We start from the raw sequence: 14764 nt of genomic DNA on the forward strand, positions 1-14764 counted from the left end.
CCTTAAAAAATAATGGCTTTTCATGCCATAAAAGTATAAATTTTATTAAATTAAAAAATTATTTCGACCAATTTATTTTTTGAAATAGATCCCAAACTACAATTCCTGCACTAACTGAAATATTCAAGGAATGTTTAGTGCCTAATTGTGGAATTTCAATACAGCCGTCACATACAGCAACCGCTTCCTGAGCTACGCCATGAACTTCGTTACCAAAAACCAATGCATATTTTTGATCTTTTTCTACTTCAAAATTTTGTAGAAAAATAGCGCTTTCTACTTGTTCAATCGCCAAAGTAATAACCCCCTCTTGTTTTAAGGTGGCGATTGTTTCGAGTACATTTTCGTTATGTTCCCAAGTTACCGTTTCAGTTGCGCCTAAGGCTGTTTTGTGAATTTCTTTATTAGGTGGTGTTGCGGTAATACCACATAAATATATTTTTTCAATCAAAAAAGCATCAGCAGTTCTAAACACCGAACCAATATTGTGTAAACTACGCACATCGTCTAAGACAAGAATAAGAGGTGTTTTCTCCGATTTTTTGAAGTCTGCAATTGATTTTCGTTCTAGCTCGCTATTTTCTAGTTTTCTCATTTTTAAGGATGGAATTTTTTCGAATAAAAAAAGCTTCCGATTTTGTAAAGGGAAGCTTTTTTTGATTTTTATATTTTAAAAATTAGCTCTTTTTTGGAGCATCATCAGGAAGAACTGTTCCTTTGATAGTTAACGTTTTTGTAGTTTGTCCTTCAGCATTAGAAGTTACAGTTACCGTTTTTGTAAATTGACCTACTCTGTCAGTAGCATATTTTACACCAATAACACCTTTAGCACCAGGAGCAATAGGCTCCTTTGGAGTAGAAGGTACTGTACATCCACATGAACCTACAGCATTAGTAATAATTAATGGTTTGTTTCCGTTGTTTGTGAAAACAAACTCACGTTTTCCGTCTGCATTATGTGCAATTGTTCCGTAGTCAATAGTTTCGTTTTCGAAAACCATTCCTGCTCCGTTTACTTTTGCCATTTTAGTAGCCGTTGCTTTGATTTTTTTAGTTGTTTCTTGGGCTTTAGAAGTTGTAACTCCAAAAACAACTAGTGCAGCAAGTAAAATTATTTTTTTCATCTTAATTTGATTTTAGTATTCGTAGAACAAAACTAAAGAAAAAATCATGCCAATGGCTTAAAATTTACTTAAAAATGTTTTTAATTTTTTAAGTGATAGTTATTCGTTATAAAATTTTTAAATTCGCCTTCACATTTTTCTAATAAATTAAATACGATACAAATTGGCATCTAAAGACAAAGTAGTTAAGGAAACCCCACTAATGAAGCAGTATAATGAGATCAAGAGGAAATATCCAGATGCTTGTTTGTTGTTTAGGGTTGGCGATTTTTATGAGACATTTGGAGAGGATGCAGTTCGAGCGTCGAAAATATTAGGGATTACATTAACTAAACGTGGTGCGGGTTCAGAAACAGAAACTGCCTTAGCAGGATTTCCGCATCATTCTATTAATACCTATTTGCCAAAATTAGTCAAAGCAGGACTTCGTGTTGCTATTTGCGATCAGCTTGAAGATCCTAAAATGACTAAAACGATTGTGAAACGTGGCGTGACCGAATTAGTAACTCCGGGAGTTTCTATGAATGATGAGGTTTTGCAATCAAAAACCAATAACTTCCTGGCTTCAGTTTATTTTTCGAATAAAGCTATAGGGATTTCTTTCTTGGATGTTTCTACAGGAGAATTTCTTACGGCTCAGGGAAATGCAGAGTATATCGATAAATTATTGCAGAATTTTAGCCCTTCAGAGGTTTTGATTCAAAAGAATCATAAGAATGATTTTAAGTCGAATTTTGGAGAGGATTACCATTGTTTTTATCTCGAAGATTGGGTTTACAAAGAAGATTATGCTTTTGAAACTTTGACAAAGCATTTCCAGACAATTTCTTTAAAAGGTTTTGGAATCGAAGATTTGAAAGAAGGAATCATAGCTTCGGGTGCAGTTTTGTATTATTTGTCAGAGACACAACATAACAAAGTGCAACATATCACAGCAATTCAGCGTATTGCCGAAGATGCTTATGTGTGGATGGACCGATTTACGATTAGAAATCTCGAATTGTATCATAGTTATAATCCTAATGCGGTTACGCTTTTGGATGTAATTGATAAAACGCTTTCGCCAATGGGAGGACGTTTGTTGAAACGTTGGTTGGCTTTGCCATTAAAAGATGCAAATAAAGTACAGAGCCGTCATCAGGTGGTAGCGTATTTGAAAGAAAATCAAGAGGTGTTGCAAAAAATGCAATACCAAATTAAACAAATCTCGGATTTAGAGCGATTGATTTCTAAAATTGCTGCGGGGAAAGTATCGCCTCGTGAAGTGGTTTATTTGAAAGAATCATTAGACGCTATTATCCCTATAAAAACGCTGTCGTTAGAAAGTCCGCAGGAAGCAGTAAAAGTTATTGGAGATAATTTGCATAGCTGTGATTTATTGCGTGAAAAGATAAAAACTACTTTAAATCAGGATGCGCCAGTGGCTATTGCCAAAGGAAATGCTATTGCTAAAGGAGTCAATGAAGAATTGGACGAATTACGTGCGATTTCGACTTCGGGAAAAGAATTTTTAGAAGGAATAGAAGCTAGAGAGTCAGAACGTACAGGGATTTCTTCGTTGAAAATTTCGTTTAATAATGTTTTTGGTTATTATATCGAAGTTAGAAATACGCATAAAGACAAAGTGCCAACGGAATGGATAAGAAAGCAAACCCTTGTTAATGCCGAACGTTATATTACCGAAGAATTAAAAGAATACGAAGCTAAAATTCTGGGTGCTGAAGAGAAAATCCACAAAATTGAATCAGAATTATTCGAACAATTAGTGGCTTGGATTGCTACTTATATCAAGCCTGTTCAGCTGAATGCTAATTTGGTTGCTCAACTGGATTGTTTGTGTTCTTTTACGCAATTGGCAATCGAGAACAAATATGTTTGTCCAGAACTGGATGAAACATTTGAATTAGATATTAAAAACGGAAGGCATCCTGTTATCGAGAAACAATTGCCGGTAGGTGTTCCTTATATTGCTAATGATGTTTTCTTAGATAGAGAAACTCAGCAGTTGATTATGATTACTGGTCCCAATATGTCGGGTAAGTCGGCTATTTTGCGTCAAACGGCTTTAATTGTGCTCTTGGCTCAAATGGGAAGTTTTGTTCCGGCTGATAGCGTGAAAATGGGACTTGTAGATAAAATATTTACCAGAGTAGGGGCGAGTGATAATATTTCGATGGGCGAATCTACTTTTATGGTCGAAATGAACGAAACGGCTTCTATCTTGAATAATATCTCCGATAGAAGTCTGGTGTTGTTGGACGAAATTGGAAGAGGAACTAGTACATATGACGGAATTTCCATAGCTTGGGCTATTGCGGAGTATTTGCATGAGCATCCTTCTAAGCCTAAAACTTTGTTTGCTACCCATTATCATGAGTTGAATGAGATGAGCGAATCTTTGTCTCGAATCCAGAATTATAATGTATCTGTAAAAGAATTAAAAGATACGGTGCTTTTTATCCGAAAATTAGTCAAAGGTGGAAGTGCGCATAGTTTTGGAATTCATGTGGCGAAAATGGCCGGAATGCCTCAAATTGTAATTTCGAAAGCGCAAAAGATTTTGAAGAAACTGGAGAAAGATCATTCTGGTGCTGCGTTAAACGGAATTAAATCAGATAAGGAAGAAATACAAATGAGTTTCTTTAATTTAGACGATCCATTGCTGGAAGAGATTAAAGAAGAGATTTTAAATCTTGATATCAATTCGGTAACGCCAGTAGAAGCTTTGATGAAATTGAATGAAATTAAAAGAATGCTAACCAGGAAATAATTTTTTTGTTTTTTAAATTAAAGCAAATCAAAAGCTTAAAAAAAAATATTGATTATTTTTTCAAAAAACGCTTGTGTAATCGAAAAAAGCTCTTAAATTTGCATCCGCAATACAGAACAAGTATCGCGGTTCTTTTTAAGAATTGAAAAATGCGAAAATAGCTCAGTTGGTAGAGCGCGACCTTGCCAAGGTCGAGGTCGCGGGTTCGAGCCCCGTTTTTCGCTCGAAATCACATCATGCTCGGATGGTGAAATTGGTAGACACGCTGGACTTAAAATCCAGTGAACAGCAATGTTCGTGCGGGTTCAAGTCCCGCTCTGAGTACAAAGAAAGCTTCAAACTAATGTTTGGAGCTTTTTTTATTTTGATTGTTTGTAGGTGAAATGTTTTTTGTAGTATATTTTGCAAAAAAAATGTAGTTAAATAAGGTTGTGTTTATTTTTTTTATGTATTTTCGGGTTAATTATAAATCAATTAAATTCATAAAAAAAATGAAAAAAATGTTTACTCGTATGGCTGTAGCTTGTGGAGCTGCTATTATGTTGACTTCTTGTTACTCTTACACTAGTGTTGTAGGTAATGGAGGAAAAGGAACTGAAAAGGTTACTAAGTGGAATCACTATGTTATTGCTGGTCTTGCACCTGTAGGTGTTTCAGATGCAAAAGTAATGGCTGGTGGAGCAACTGATTATACTGTTTACACAAGACAGTCATTTGTTAATGGTTTGGTTTCTAGTTTAACTTTTGGGCTTTACTCACCTACAACTACGACGGTTACTAAGTAATTGCCGAACCTATAAACGAGCCTGTTTATAAAAAAATAATTGGAATATTGAAAATTTAAGAGGTTGAAAAACAGCGGAATACGTTTTGTAAATTGTGCTTTATACCACTCTGCAAAACTTAAAATCCAGTGAACAGCAATGTTCGTGCGGGTTCGAGTCCTGCTCTGAGTACAAAGAAAGCTTCAAACTAATGTTTGGAGCTTTTTTTATTTTGTACCAAAATCAGTTTTGTGGTTTGTTTTGAATCTTGTGAAGAGGTGAGGTTTTTGAATTCTAAATAATTGGAATTCTAAATAATTGGAATTTGGAATTTGAATAAAAAATATGGGAACTTTTGTTATTAGTAAAAGATTTAGCGGTGATTATAAGTTTGAATTTACTTCCAGGAAAGGAAAAACTATTTTCACCAGTAATGCATATGAATTAAGGATGGATTGTGAGGCAGATGCGGAGTATTTGCGATCTGTCTTAGAAAGTTGTTCTTATGTGAGATTTAAAACGTCTAAGGGGAAGTTTTTCTTTAGAGTTGTTGCTGATGGCAGGGTTGTGGCTGTAAGTCGAAAATACAGCACGGAATTGATGGTTCAGAAAGGAATTGATGAAATAGTGAAATACGGTTCGAAAGCAGAAATATTGGATTTTGCTAACAATGATTTTGAGTTTGTAGATTAAGCAGTTTTATTGGTGCTTAAAAAGATGTAGTGTTTGTTTAATTTTGGGCATAAAAAAAAGCCGGTCACAATGTGAGCGGCTTATTTTTTTACTGTAATTTAGAATTACTTAGCAGGAGCAGCTTCAGTTGCAGCAGCTGGAGCAGCAGCAGCAGAATCAACAGCAACAGCAGCAGTATCAGCTACAACAGCAGCAGAATCAACAGCTACAGCAGTAGTGTCAGCAGCAGCCTCTTCAACAGGAGCTTCAGCTTTTTTACAAGATACAACAGTTAATACAGCAACTACAGCTAAACTTAAAAATACTTTTTTCATCTTACTTTATTATAAAAGGTTAATTATTAATTCGAGGCAAAGATATAAAATTTTTGATATGTAAAATATTTTTTCATTTTTTTTTTGAAATAATATTCGATTATTTTTCCGACCTATAAAATGCAAATTCTATTAATAAAATAATAATTGAAAAGAATAAGTTGTTTTAAATGCGGTGAATTTATTTGTTTTTAATGATTTGATTATTAGTTTATTATGCGTGATTTTGTTTGTTTGTTTGTGAATTGTTAAATAAGAAGGTTTCTTTTTTGAGAATTAGATTTTTTTAAAAGCTAATTTTTAAGATTCGTTTAAAACCTTGTGTTTGGAATATCAGCAATAAAATCAGGTTAAAGGGACTCAATAGAGAGTTGTTTTTTTCTGGATATTTTCAAATATTATGCTTGTGGCTCCCTCGTTTGTGTTTACAAAATTGCTGCAAATAATTCCTTTTTTATTGCGTGTTTCATCATCTGTAACTAAAAGGTCAAAAGTTTGGCTCAATTCTTCGTTATTGGAGATGCTTATACAGCCTTCTAAATTGACTAATGCGATTGCTTCTGCAAAATGGGAAAAATTAGGGCCAATTACAATAGGCACACCAAATGTTGCCGGTTCTAATAGATTATGAACGCCTGGATTTCCAAAACCGCCACCCACATAGGCAATATCTGCATAACTGTATATTTTTGTCAGAATTCCAATTGTGTCAATGATAAATACTTCATAATCAGCCAGGTTTTCACCTTCTTTTTCAGAAAATAATACCGTTTTTCTCGTGAGGCTCTTTTTTAATTGCCCAATTTGCTCGCTTTTGATATTGTGCGGGGCAATAATAAATTTAACCGGAAGTGAGGTCTTATTTATAAAGTCGGTTAACAGTATTTCGTCTTTTGGCCAAGAACTTCCAATGACAATAGTTAAGGTGTTGTTTTTGAAATTTGAGATAAAATCCAATCTGTTGTCTTTTTCTAAAATAGCGGCAACCCTGTCAAAACGGGTATCCCCGGAAACGATGACGTTGGTTTTGCCTAATTGATACAATAACTTTTTTGAATTTTCATTTTGTACAAAAAAGTAGGTGAAGGTGTTTAATGCTTTTCTGTAAAAGCCGCCATACCATTTAAAAAACAGCTGGTTTTCTCTTAATATGCCCGAAATTAAATAGGTGGGCGTATTTTGTTTTTTTAATTCACTTAAATAATTAATCCAATATTCGTATTTAATGAAAAACACCATTTCCGGATGTGCTAATTTCAAAAATTCTTGTGCATTTTTTTTTGTGTCTAACGGAAGGTAAACCGTGGCATCGGCAATCGTATTGTTTTTGCGGACTTCATACCCTGAAGGGGAGAAGAAACTGATTATGATTTTGTGGGAAGGAAATTCTTCTTTGATTTTTTCAATTACCGGCAGACCTTGTTCGTATTCACCTAAGGATGCGGCATGAAACCAAATCGTCTTGTCAGAAGACTGGATTTTCTGTATTAATGTTGGGAATACTGCTTTTCTACCCTCTACAAAAAGTTTTATTTTTGGATTGAAAAGCGCAATGATTTTTAATGAAAAACCGGCAATATGAATAATTACATTATAAAGGAAAAGCATCAATAAATTTTTGCGGCTAAAATACGGTTTCTTTATTTTATTTTGATTGGTTTGAACTCATTAAATAACTATTTTTGTTCCTCGTTTTACGAAAGTGTTTGTTGTTTCCAGAAACCTTAAAATAACGTCACCTAAGCTCAGTCGAAAGGTGGCCTTTTAACCAAAAATTCAATGAAAAAAATCCAAATGGTTGACTTGAAAAGTCAATACGATACAATTGCATCTGTTGTAAATGCTTCTATTCAGGAAGTTTTAGATACAAACACTTATATCAATGGGCCGCAAGTTCATCAGTTTCAAAAATCTTTAGAAGAATATCTGGGTGTAAAGCATGTCATTCCGTGTGCGAATGGTACCGATGCCTTGCAAATCGCCATGATGGGATTGGGATTGCAACCGGGAGACGAGGTTATTACTGCCGATTTTACCTTTGCCGCAACCGTTGAAGTGATTGCTTTGTTGCAACTGACACCGGTTTTGGTTGATGTGGATTTGCACAACATGAATATTTCTATCGAAAGAATCAAAAAAGCCATTACGCCAAAAACCAAAGCGATTGTTCCGGTACATTTGTTTGGACGTGCCGCTAATATGGAGGCAATTATGGCTTTGGCCCAAGAACATAATTTATTTATTATTGAGGATAATGCACAAGCGATTGGAGCTAATTATGAGTTTGCTGATGGAACCAAAAAGAAAGCAGGGACTATCGGGCACGTGGGAGCCACTTCTTTTTTTCCATCTAAGAATTTAGGTTGTTATGGAGATGGTGGAGCCATTTTTACCAATGATGATGCTTTGGCACATACCCTTCGTGGAATTGTAAATCACGGAATGTACGAACGCTACCATCATGATGTGGTTGGGGTAAATTCCCGTTTAGACAGTATTCAAGCGGCAGTTTTGAATGCAAAATTACCGTTATTGGATAAGTATAATACGGCACGTCGATTGGCTGCGTCACAATATAATAAAGCATTTTCAGGTCATTTGAATATCCTAATTCCAGAGTTTGATTGGAATGGGGATGATCATGTTTTTCACCAATATACCTTGCGAATCATTGATGCTGACAGAAATGGCTTGATGCAGCATTTGCTTGATAAAGGAATTCCTTGTGCTATTTATTACCCAATTCCGTTGCATTCGCAAAAAGCGTATACAGATATTCGCTACAACGAAGAAGATTTCCCGGTAACGAATCAGTTGGTGAAAGAAGTGATTTCCTTGCCGATGCATACCGAATTGGATGGGGAACAAATCCAATTTATTACCGAAAGTGTTTTGGAATTTTTAAAATAATTCCCGTAGGAAGCCGTCTCAAAACTGAGGCGGTTTTCTTGTGTTTTACATTTTATTTTTCATGGGTTATTTCGTATATTTAGTTATTAATTTTACAGATATTTAGTCATTCCTTAAAAAGCCACTATTTTAAATTTCGAATAAAATAGTGGTTTTGTTTTTAGTCAAAAAGTTGAACAATAATTGTAGACAATAAATAATTTGCTCTTTGATTTGGTTAAATCTGAGCTTTAAATTGTATCCAATTCCCGCCAACAATGCATTATGAATATCACCAACCACTCCTTTGAGGAAGTTTAATCCTAAAGCATGATTTCTTTTTAAATGTGAGATTGTAGGTTCAATAGCAGCTCTTGCTCTAAATCTTTTTCTGGCAACTTCTTGTTTGTATTTTGTTTTCTCTTTGCTATTCTTTGGTATGAGTATTTGAGTACTTCCTACTTGAGTTTGACCTCTAAAACCTCTATCTGTACTGGCCATTTCAGGTCTTGTTCCTCCAATTTTTGTTCTCACTCGTTGGCTTTGCGATAATGAATCTTCTAAAGTTTTACTGTCGTTCGGATTGCCTGAAAACCTCTTTACTGCTGTAATCACTCCTGTTTTACGACCTCTTACAACGACTACTTTTGTTCCAAATTCATACGCCTTATGCGCTTTGCCTTTGGCTATACAAGCTGTTTGTGGTTCATGTAAACTATAGATTTTGTCTTTGCTGTTTCGCTCCTGAGTGAGTACTTTTTTGTAGATGATAAACTCTCCTTGGTAATGATTTTGTAATTCCTGAGGTAATTTCCTTTCTAATTCTCGAACAACTCTTAAACCAAGGGTCCTTAACTTTTTTCGAGCCATCACAGCTTTCTTTTTTCTTTTTGGATGATGACCAAAATAAGCATCTCGAAGGTGTTGTTTACTGATTCTCTTATAGGTTTGTCTTTGTTTAATTCCTTCTCTATCGGCTATTTTAGTGCAATTATCAATCACCTTCTTGGCTAATTTTGCATCCGTTGGAAAAGTGATATTCTTTTCTTGAACTGTTGTGTCAATCTGAACTTCTTTTTCGTTTTTCGCCTTAGGATGCAGCGATACGCTTTGGCTTAACAAAAACTCTAATCCTTCTTCTTTTAGGCGTTTTCTAAAATGAACAAACTCACTTGGATCAAAAGGTTGATGGGTTTGGAAAAACTCTTCTCCTGTAAAATATTGCCAATAAGCATTTTCTATCCAACGTTCCACTACTGATTCGTCACTTTCTTTAAACATCTCTTTTAAAAGTAACATTCCTGCTATTTTACGAATAGGGATAGAGGGTCTTCCTTGGTTAGAATATAAATTTTCGAACTCAACCTCCATTTTATCCCAAGGAATCTCCTGTGCTAATTTTACCAGTGGATGTTCTAGGTTTATAAGGTCTGTAAGTCTAGTTTTGAATAAATTTTGTTGAAAATCGGGTTTTATTTTACCTAACATATTGCCACTTTTTTATACCTAAATATACACTTTTTGGCGATTTAATTTATCGTTTAAAACAAATTATTACATACAAATAGCTAACAATCAAACTGTTAATTTGTTCTTAAGGGGTGACTATTTAGTTATGAAATTCAAACATTACAACCAGCAACAAATGGTACTTTTACCTTATTCGTTTGATGATTTAATTCCAGAGAAACATCCTGTTCGGGTAGTTGACCAAGTTGTTGAGTCGATTAATATTCAGCCTCTTTTAAAAGCCTACAGCAAAGAAGGTAACCCAGGCTATCACCCAAAGATGTTGCTTAAAGTGATGCTGTATGCCTACATGACTAATGTTTACTCTTCACGAAAAATAGAACTGGCACTTCGTGAGAACATTAACTTTATGTGGTTAACTTCTATGACCATTGTTGACCACAATACTATTAATCGATTTAGAAGTGACAAATTAAAAGACAGTTTTAAAGAAATTTTCAAACAAGTGGTGTTGATGTTGGCATCAGAGGGATTAATCACTTTGAAGCAAATCTATACCGATGGTACAAAAATAGAAGCACAAGCAGGTCGTTACACTTTTGTTTGGGGTAAAAGTATCAAAACCAACAAAGCAAAAATGTTGACCCAGTTGGAAGATTTATGGAACTACGCCCAAAGCATTGCTAATGATGACGACCCTAATCCAGAGCCAACTGAGTTTAAGGAAATCAGCAAAGAAGTAATTGAGCAGACCGTTGCTAAAATAGCCGCCAAACTCTCTGGAAATGAAAAAGCAAGTTCCAAGGCAAAAGCCAAATTGCGCTACATCAGGAATAATTTTGTTGGCAATTTAGAAAAATACGAACATCAAGCAGCCATTTTAGGAGAACGTAACAGCTATAGCAAAACCGACAAGGAAGCTACCTTTATGCGTATGAAAGAAGATCATATGCAAAACGGGCAACTCAAACCAGCCTATAACACGCAAATATCAACCGAGAATCAAATCATCGTTCATTATACGATTCATCAAAACCCAACCGACACCAAACTCTAAAACCACACTTAGAGAATTTTGAGCAAACCTTCGGAAAAGAAGCACTCCAGGAATTAGAAGCAATAACAGCCGATGCAGGTTACGGCAGTGAAGAAAACTACGATTATCTCGAACAACAAGAACTTATAGCTTATGTGAAATACAACATGTTTGATAAAGAGCAAGGCAAAAATTATCAAAAAAAGCACAAGCCCTTTAGCAAAGAAAATCTTTATTACAGTCAAGAAGAAGATTACTACGTATGCCCAATGGGACAAAAAATGCACAAAACACATCAAAGCAAACGCATCACAGAAGCCGGTTATGAACAACTAGTGAGTCACTACCAAGCCAAAAACTGCGAGGGCTGTCCACTGCGAAGTCAGTGTTTTAAAGCCAAAGGAAATAGAAGCATCGAGAGAAATCACAACCTTGAAAGGCATAAACAAAGAACAAGAGAATTATTGTTAAGTGAAATGGGAATCCAAAAAAGAAAGCAACGCACTGCCGATGTAGAACCTGTTTTTGCTCAACTCAAACATAACAACGGATTTAGACGATTTTCGTTAAAAGGACTTCAAAAAGTAGAACTAGAGTTCGGATTAATGGCTTTAGGGCACAACTTAAGAAAGAAAGTTGCTGCTTAAGAGCATTTTAAAATATCTTCAAATCTGAATCAACTTGAAATATAAATATAAAACCGCCTCAAAAAATGTTTTGAGACGGCTTCTTTTTAGTAAACGAAAAGACGCGATGAATTGCGTCTGTACAAAAAATAAAAAAAATATGAAAATACTAGTAACAGGAGGATTAGGTTTTATCGGTTCGCACACCGTGGTCGAATTGCAAAATCAAGGTTTTGAAGTAGTGATTGTTGATGATCTTTCGAATTCTTCCGAAGAAGTTTTAAAAGGAATTACTGCAATTACGAATAAAAAACCGCTATTCGAAAAATTGGATTTGCGTGAGAAAGCAAAAGTTCAGGATTTTTTCAAAAAACACCAAGACATTTCGGGAGTAATTCATTTTGCGGCATCAAAAGCGGTTGGCGAAAGTGTTGGAAATCCGTTGTTGTATTATGAAAACAACATCAACAGTTTGGTTTATTTGCTTCAAGAATTGCAAAAACTGCCCGAATCCAACTTCATTTTTAGTTCGTCTTGCACGGTTTATGGTCAAGCCGAAAAAATGCCCATTACCGAAGACGAAGCCATTCAAACGGCAATGTCACCTTACGGAAACACCAAACAAATAGGCGAAGAAATCATAACAGATACGGCCAAAGTAACCAATATCAAGGCTATTTTGTTGCGTTATTTCAACCCGATTGGAGCATATCCCTCGGCTGAAATAGGAGAATTACCCTTGGGAGTTCCCCAAAATTTAGTGCCGTTTATCACTCAAACCGGATTGGGTCTGCGAAAAGAATTATCGGTTTACGGAGACGATTATGCCACGCCTGACGGAACTTGTGTTCGTGATTACATTCATGTAGTCGATTTGGCGAAAGCCCACGTAATTGCTTTGAAACGTTTGTTGGATAAAAAGAATTTGGACAAAGTCGAGATTTTCAATTTGAGAACAGGAAAAGGAAGTTCTGTTTTGGAAGTGATTCATTCTTTCGAGAAAGTGAGCGGACAAAAACTGCCTTATAAAATCGTGGCTCGCAGAGAAGGCGATATTACTTCGGCTTACGCCAATACAGATAAAGCGAACAATATACTGGGCTGGAAAGCGCAATATACATTAGATGAAGCGATGGAAAGTGCCTGGAAATGGGAACAGAAGGTTCGTTCGTAGTTTCAGTTTTTAGTTAACAAAAATCCCAAATTATCGAGTTGATGATTTAGGATTTTTTGTTTTAAGAATTTATGTAAAACAAAAGTCATGAATCCTAAAATAACCAAAATGGAAGAAATTTGCCGTGGTTTATGAATTTTCGAAGATTGAATCTAAAGGGATTGATAGTGCTATTTTCAATTTTGATGCTGAATTCGAAAAAGGTTATACTCCAGAAAAATTCAGGGCAGAAATGCATAAGAATTAGATAGACATCCAGCATCTTACTTTTCATATGTTGATATTTATTGTTTTTTTATTGGTCATGTGTAATTGCTTCGCTTGTTCGCAAAAGCTCGGGTCGCATATCATCATTGGTGTTTATCTCATCGGTTTTTATCTTATTTTGGTATTCGATGATTTTCAATTGCGACCAATTAATCGGTTATGCTCATTTCATATTGGTCATTTTTCCGCATTTTTAATTTTAAAACCAAAAAAACTTCGTAATCTGGTAATAAGCATGTATTTTTATAATATAATTCATCCCCATTATTTATGAAGACTGGAAGTATTTTGGTTGTCGATGACAACAAAAATGTATTGAGTGCATTACGCATCTTGTTGGAAAACTATTTTCAGCAGGTAACACTAATATCATCGCCAAACCAATTGCCTTCTAAGTTGAGAGAACTTACGCCCGATGTAGTGCTTCTTGATATGAATTTTTCGGCAGGAATCAATTCCGGTAACGAAGGATTGTTTTGGCTGTCGGAGATTAAAAAGGTTGATGGCGAACTGCCTGTCGTTTTATTCACGGCTTATGCTGACATTGATTTAGCTGTAAAAGCGCTGAAAGAAGGTGCCAGCGATTTTGTGGTAAAGCCGTGGGACAATGCCAAATTAATTGCAACTCTACAAGCGGCTTATGCGCTTCGTCAATCGCAAAGGGAAGTGAAACGATTGCGCGAAAAACAAGGTGTATTGAGCCGTGAACTCAATCTCGGTGAAACCATCTGCTGGGGACATTCAGCCGTAATGCATGAACTGCGGAGGTTGGTGGAGAAAGTTGCAAAAACGGATGCAAACATTTTAGTTACGGGCGAAAATGGAACCGGGAAAGAACTTATTGCCCGTGAAATTCACCGTTTATCTTCGAGGAAAAATGAAGTGTTGGTTACCGTAGATATGGGTGCTGTAAGCGAGACATTGTTTGAAAGCGAACTTTTTGGTCATGTGAAAGGTGCTTTTACCGATGCCCGTACCGACCGTGCCGGAAAGTTTGAAGCTGCCGATGGTGGAACGCTTTTTCTTGACGAAATTGGAAATCTGAGTTATCCGCTACAAGCTAAATTGTTGACTGCGATTCAATCCAGGCAAATTGTTCGCGTGGGTGACAATAAGGCGATTCCGGTAAATATCCGTTTGATTTGCGCCACCAACCGCAATTTGGATCAATCGGTTCAAAATGGCGAGTTCAGGGAAGATTTGCTGTACCGTGTCAATACCATTCACGTTGAAGCACCGCCATTGCGCGAACGGAAAGCAGATATTCCGCAGTTGGCCGATTTTTTTCTACAAAAATACGCTTCTAAATATGGTAAAAAGTACTTGACTTTTGACAAGCAAACCATCATAAAGCTGGAAGATCACGCTTGGCCCGGTAATGTTCGTGAATTACAACATGCCATCGAAAAGGCGGTTATACTTTGCGACAGCAATGAATTATTGCCTTCCGATTTTTACATGAAAGAACAAAATGCTTCGACTTCAAAGATTGAAAACATGAGCTTGGAAGATGCCGAACGGCTGTTAATAGGTAATTCTATCAAAAAGAATGGTGGAAATTTATCGGCTGTGGCAACCGAGCTTGGCATTACAAGACCAACGCTTTATAGTAAGATAAAAAAATACGTTTTGTAAAA

11 protein-coding genes, 2 tRNA genes and 1 pseudogene are annotated in these 14764 nt (G+C 35.8%); 9 read left to right on the plus strand and 5 right to left on the minus strand.

Going from position 1 to position 14764, the window contains the following annotated elements; genetic code table 11:
- Positions 1–58: 58 nt before the first annotated feature.
- Together GTZ96_RS04215 and GTZ96_RS04220 are read right to left on the minus strand one after the other, a co-directional pair.
- Positions 59–595, minus strand: coding sequence for an RNA methyltransferase (locus GTZ96_RS04215; protein WP_161641339.1), 537 nt, complete (start codon positions 593–595; stop codon positions 59–61).
- Between the two features lie 82 nt (positions 596–677).
- A complete protein-coding gene (locus GTZ96_RS04220; RefSeq protein WP_161641340.1) occupies positions 678–1124 on the minus strand; it encodes a DUF1573 domain-containing protein in 447 nt (148 codons plus the stop codon).
- Positions 1125–1287: 163 nt separating this feature from the next.
- Between GTZ96_RS04220 and mutS the strand changes: the two genes are divergently transcribed.
- The 5 genes from mutS to GTZ96_RS04245 all read left to right on the plus strand — a co-directional run bounded on the left by mutS (position 1288) and on the right by GTZ96_RS04245 (position 5351).
- Entirely contained in the window at positions 1288–3894 is a 2607-nt protein-coding gene (gene mutS, locus GTZ96_RS04225) for a DNA mismatch repair protein MutS (protein WP_181033137.1), read from the plus strand.
- Positions 3895–4045: 151 nt separating this feature from the next.
- A tRNA-Gly gene (locus GTZ96_RS04230) sits at positions 4046–4118 on the plus strand.
- 14 nt (positions 4119–4132) lie between these two features.
- Positions 4133–4218 (plus strand) — tRNA-Leu (locus GTZ96_RS04235).
- A gap of 167 nt (positions 4219–4385) precedes the next feature.
- Positions 4386–4679 (plus strand): Bor family protein, encoded by a 294-nt coding sequence (locus GTZ96_RS04240; RefSeq protein WP_161641341.1) that lies wholly within the window; start codon positions 4386–4388, stop codon positions 4677–4679.
- A 324-nt stretch (positions 4680–5003) separates the two neighbouring features.
- Positions 5004–5351, plus strand: coding sequence for a YegP family protein (locus GTZ96_RS04245; protein ID WP_161641342.1), 348 nt, complete (start codon positions 5004–5006; stop codon positions 5349–5351).
- A gap of 104 nt (positions 5352–5455) precedes the next feature.
- On the opposite strand, the gene GTZ96_RS04250 is transcribed toward GTZ96_RS04245, so the two are convergent.
- Together GTZ96_RS04250 and GTZ96_RS04255 are read right to left on the minus strand one after the other, a co-directional pair.
- Positions 5456–5665 (minus strand): hypothetical protein, encoded by a 210-nt coding sequence (locus GTZ96_RS04250; RefSeq protein ID WP_161641343.1) that lies wholly within the window; start codon positions 5663–5665, stop codon positions 5456–5458.
- Positions 5666–6025: 360 nt separating this feature from the next.
- Complete coding sequence (locus GTZ96_RS04255) at positions 6026–7273, minus strand: 3-deoxy-D-manno-octulosonic acid transferase (protein WP_161641344.1); 1248 nt, start codon at positions 7271–7273, stop codon at positions 6026–6028.
- A gap of 171 nt (positions 7274–7444) precedes the next feature.
- On the opposite strand from GTZ96_RS04255, the gene GTZ96_RS04260 reads away from it, so the two are divergent.
- The gene (locus GTZ96_RS04260) at positions 7445–8575 is read left to right on the plus strand and encodes a DegT/DnrJ/EryC1/StrS family aminotransferase (RefSeq protein WP_161641345.1); all 1131 of its coding nucleotides are present in this window, start codon (positions 7445–7447) and stop codon (positions 8573–8575) included.
- 129 nt (positions 8576–8704) lie between these two features.
- Here GTZ96_RS04260 and GTZ96_RS04265 read toward each other — a convergent pair whose 3' ends face one another.
- Positions 8705–10042: an IS5 family transposase gene (locus GTZ96_RS04265; RefSeq protein WP_161641346.1), complete on the minus strand. Its 1338-nt coding sequence runs from the start codon at positions 10040–10042 to the stop codon at positions 8705–8707.
- 127 nt (positions 10043–10169) lie between these two features.
- On the opposite strand from GTZ96_RS04265, the pseudogene GTZ96_RS04270 reads away from it, so the two are divergent.
- The 3 genes and pseudogenes from GTZ96_RS04270 (at position 10170) to GTZ96_RS04280 (ending at position 14762) form a co-directional block, all read left to right on the plus strand.
- Positions 10170–11707, plus strand: a pseudogene (locus GTZ96_RS04270) (IS1182 family transposase).
- Between the two features lie 139 nt (positions 11708–11846).
- The gene (gene galE / locus GTZ96_RS04275) at positions 11847–12860 is read left to right on the plus strand and encodes a UDP-glucose 4-epimerase GalE (RefSeq protein WP_161641347.1); all 1014 of its coding nucleotides are present in this window, start codon (positions 11847–11849) and stop codon (positions 12858–12860) included.
- A 537-nt stretch (positions 12861–13397) separates the two neighbouring features.
- Positions 13398–14762 carry a sigma-54-dependent transcriptional regulator gene (locus GTZ96_RS04280; protein WP_161641348.1) on the plus strand — a complete coding sequence of 455 codons (1365 nt, stop codon included), beginning with the start codon at positions 13398–13400 and terminating at the stop codon, positions 14760–14762.
- Positions 14763–14764: the final 2 nt, after the last annotated feature.

It is taken from the genome of Flavobacterium undicola, assembly GCF_009909155.2.
GTDB lineage: Bacteria > Bacteroidota > Bacteroidia > Flavobacteriales > Flavobacteriaceae > Flavobacterium > Flavobacterium undicola.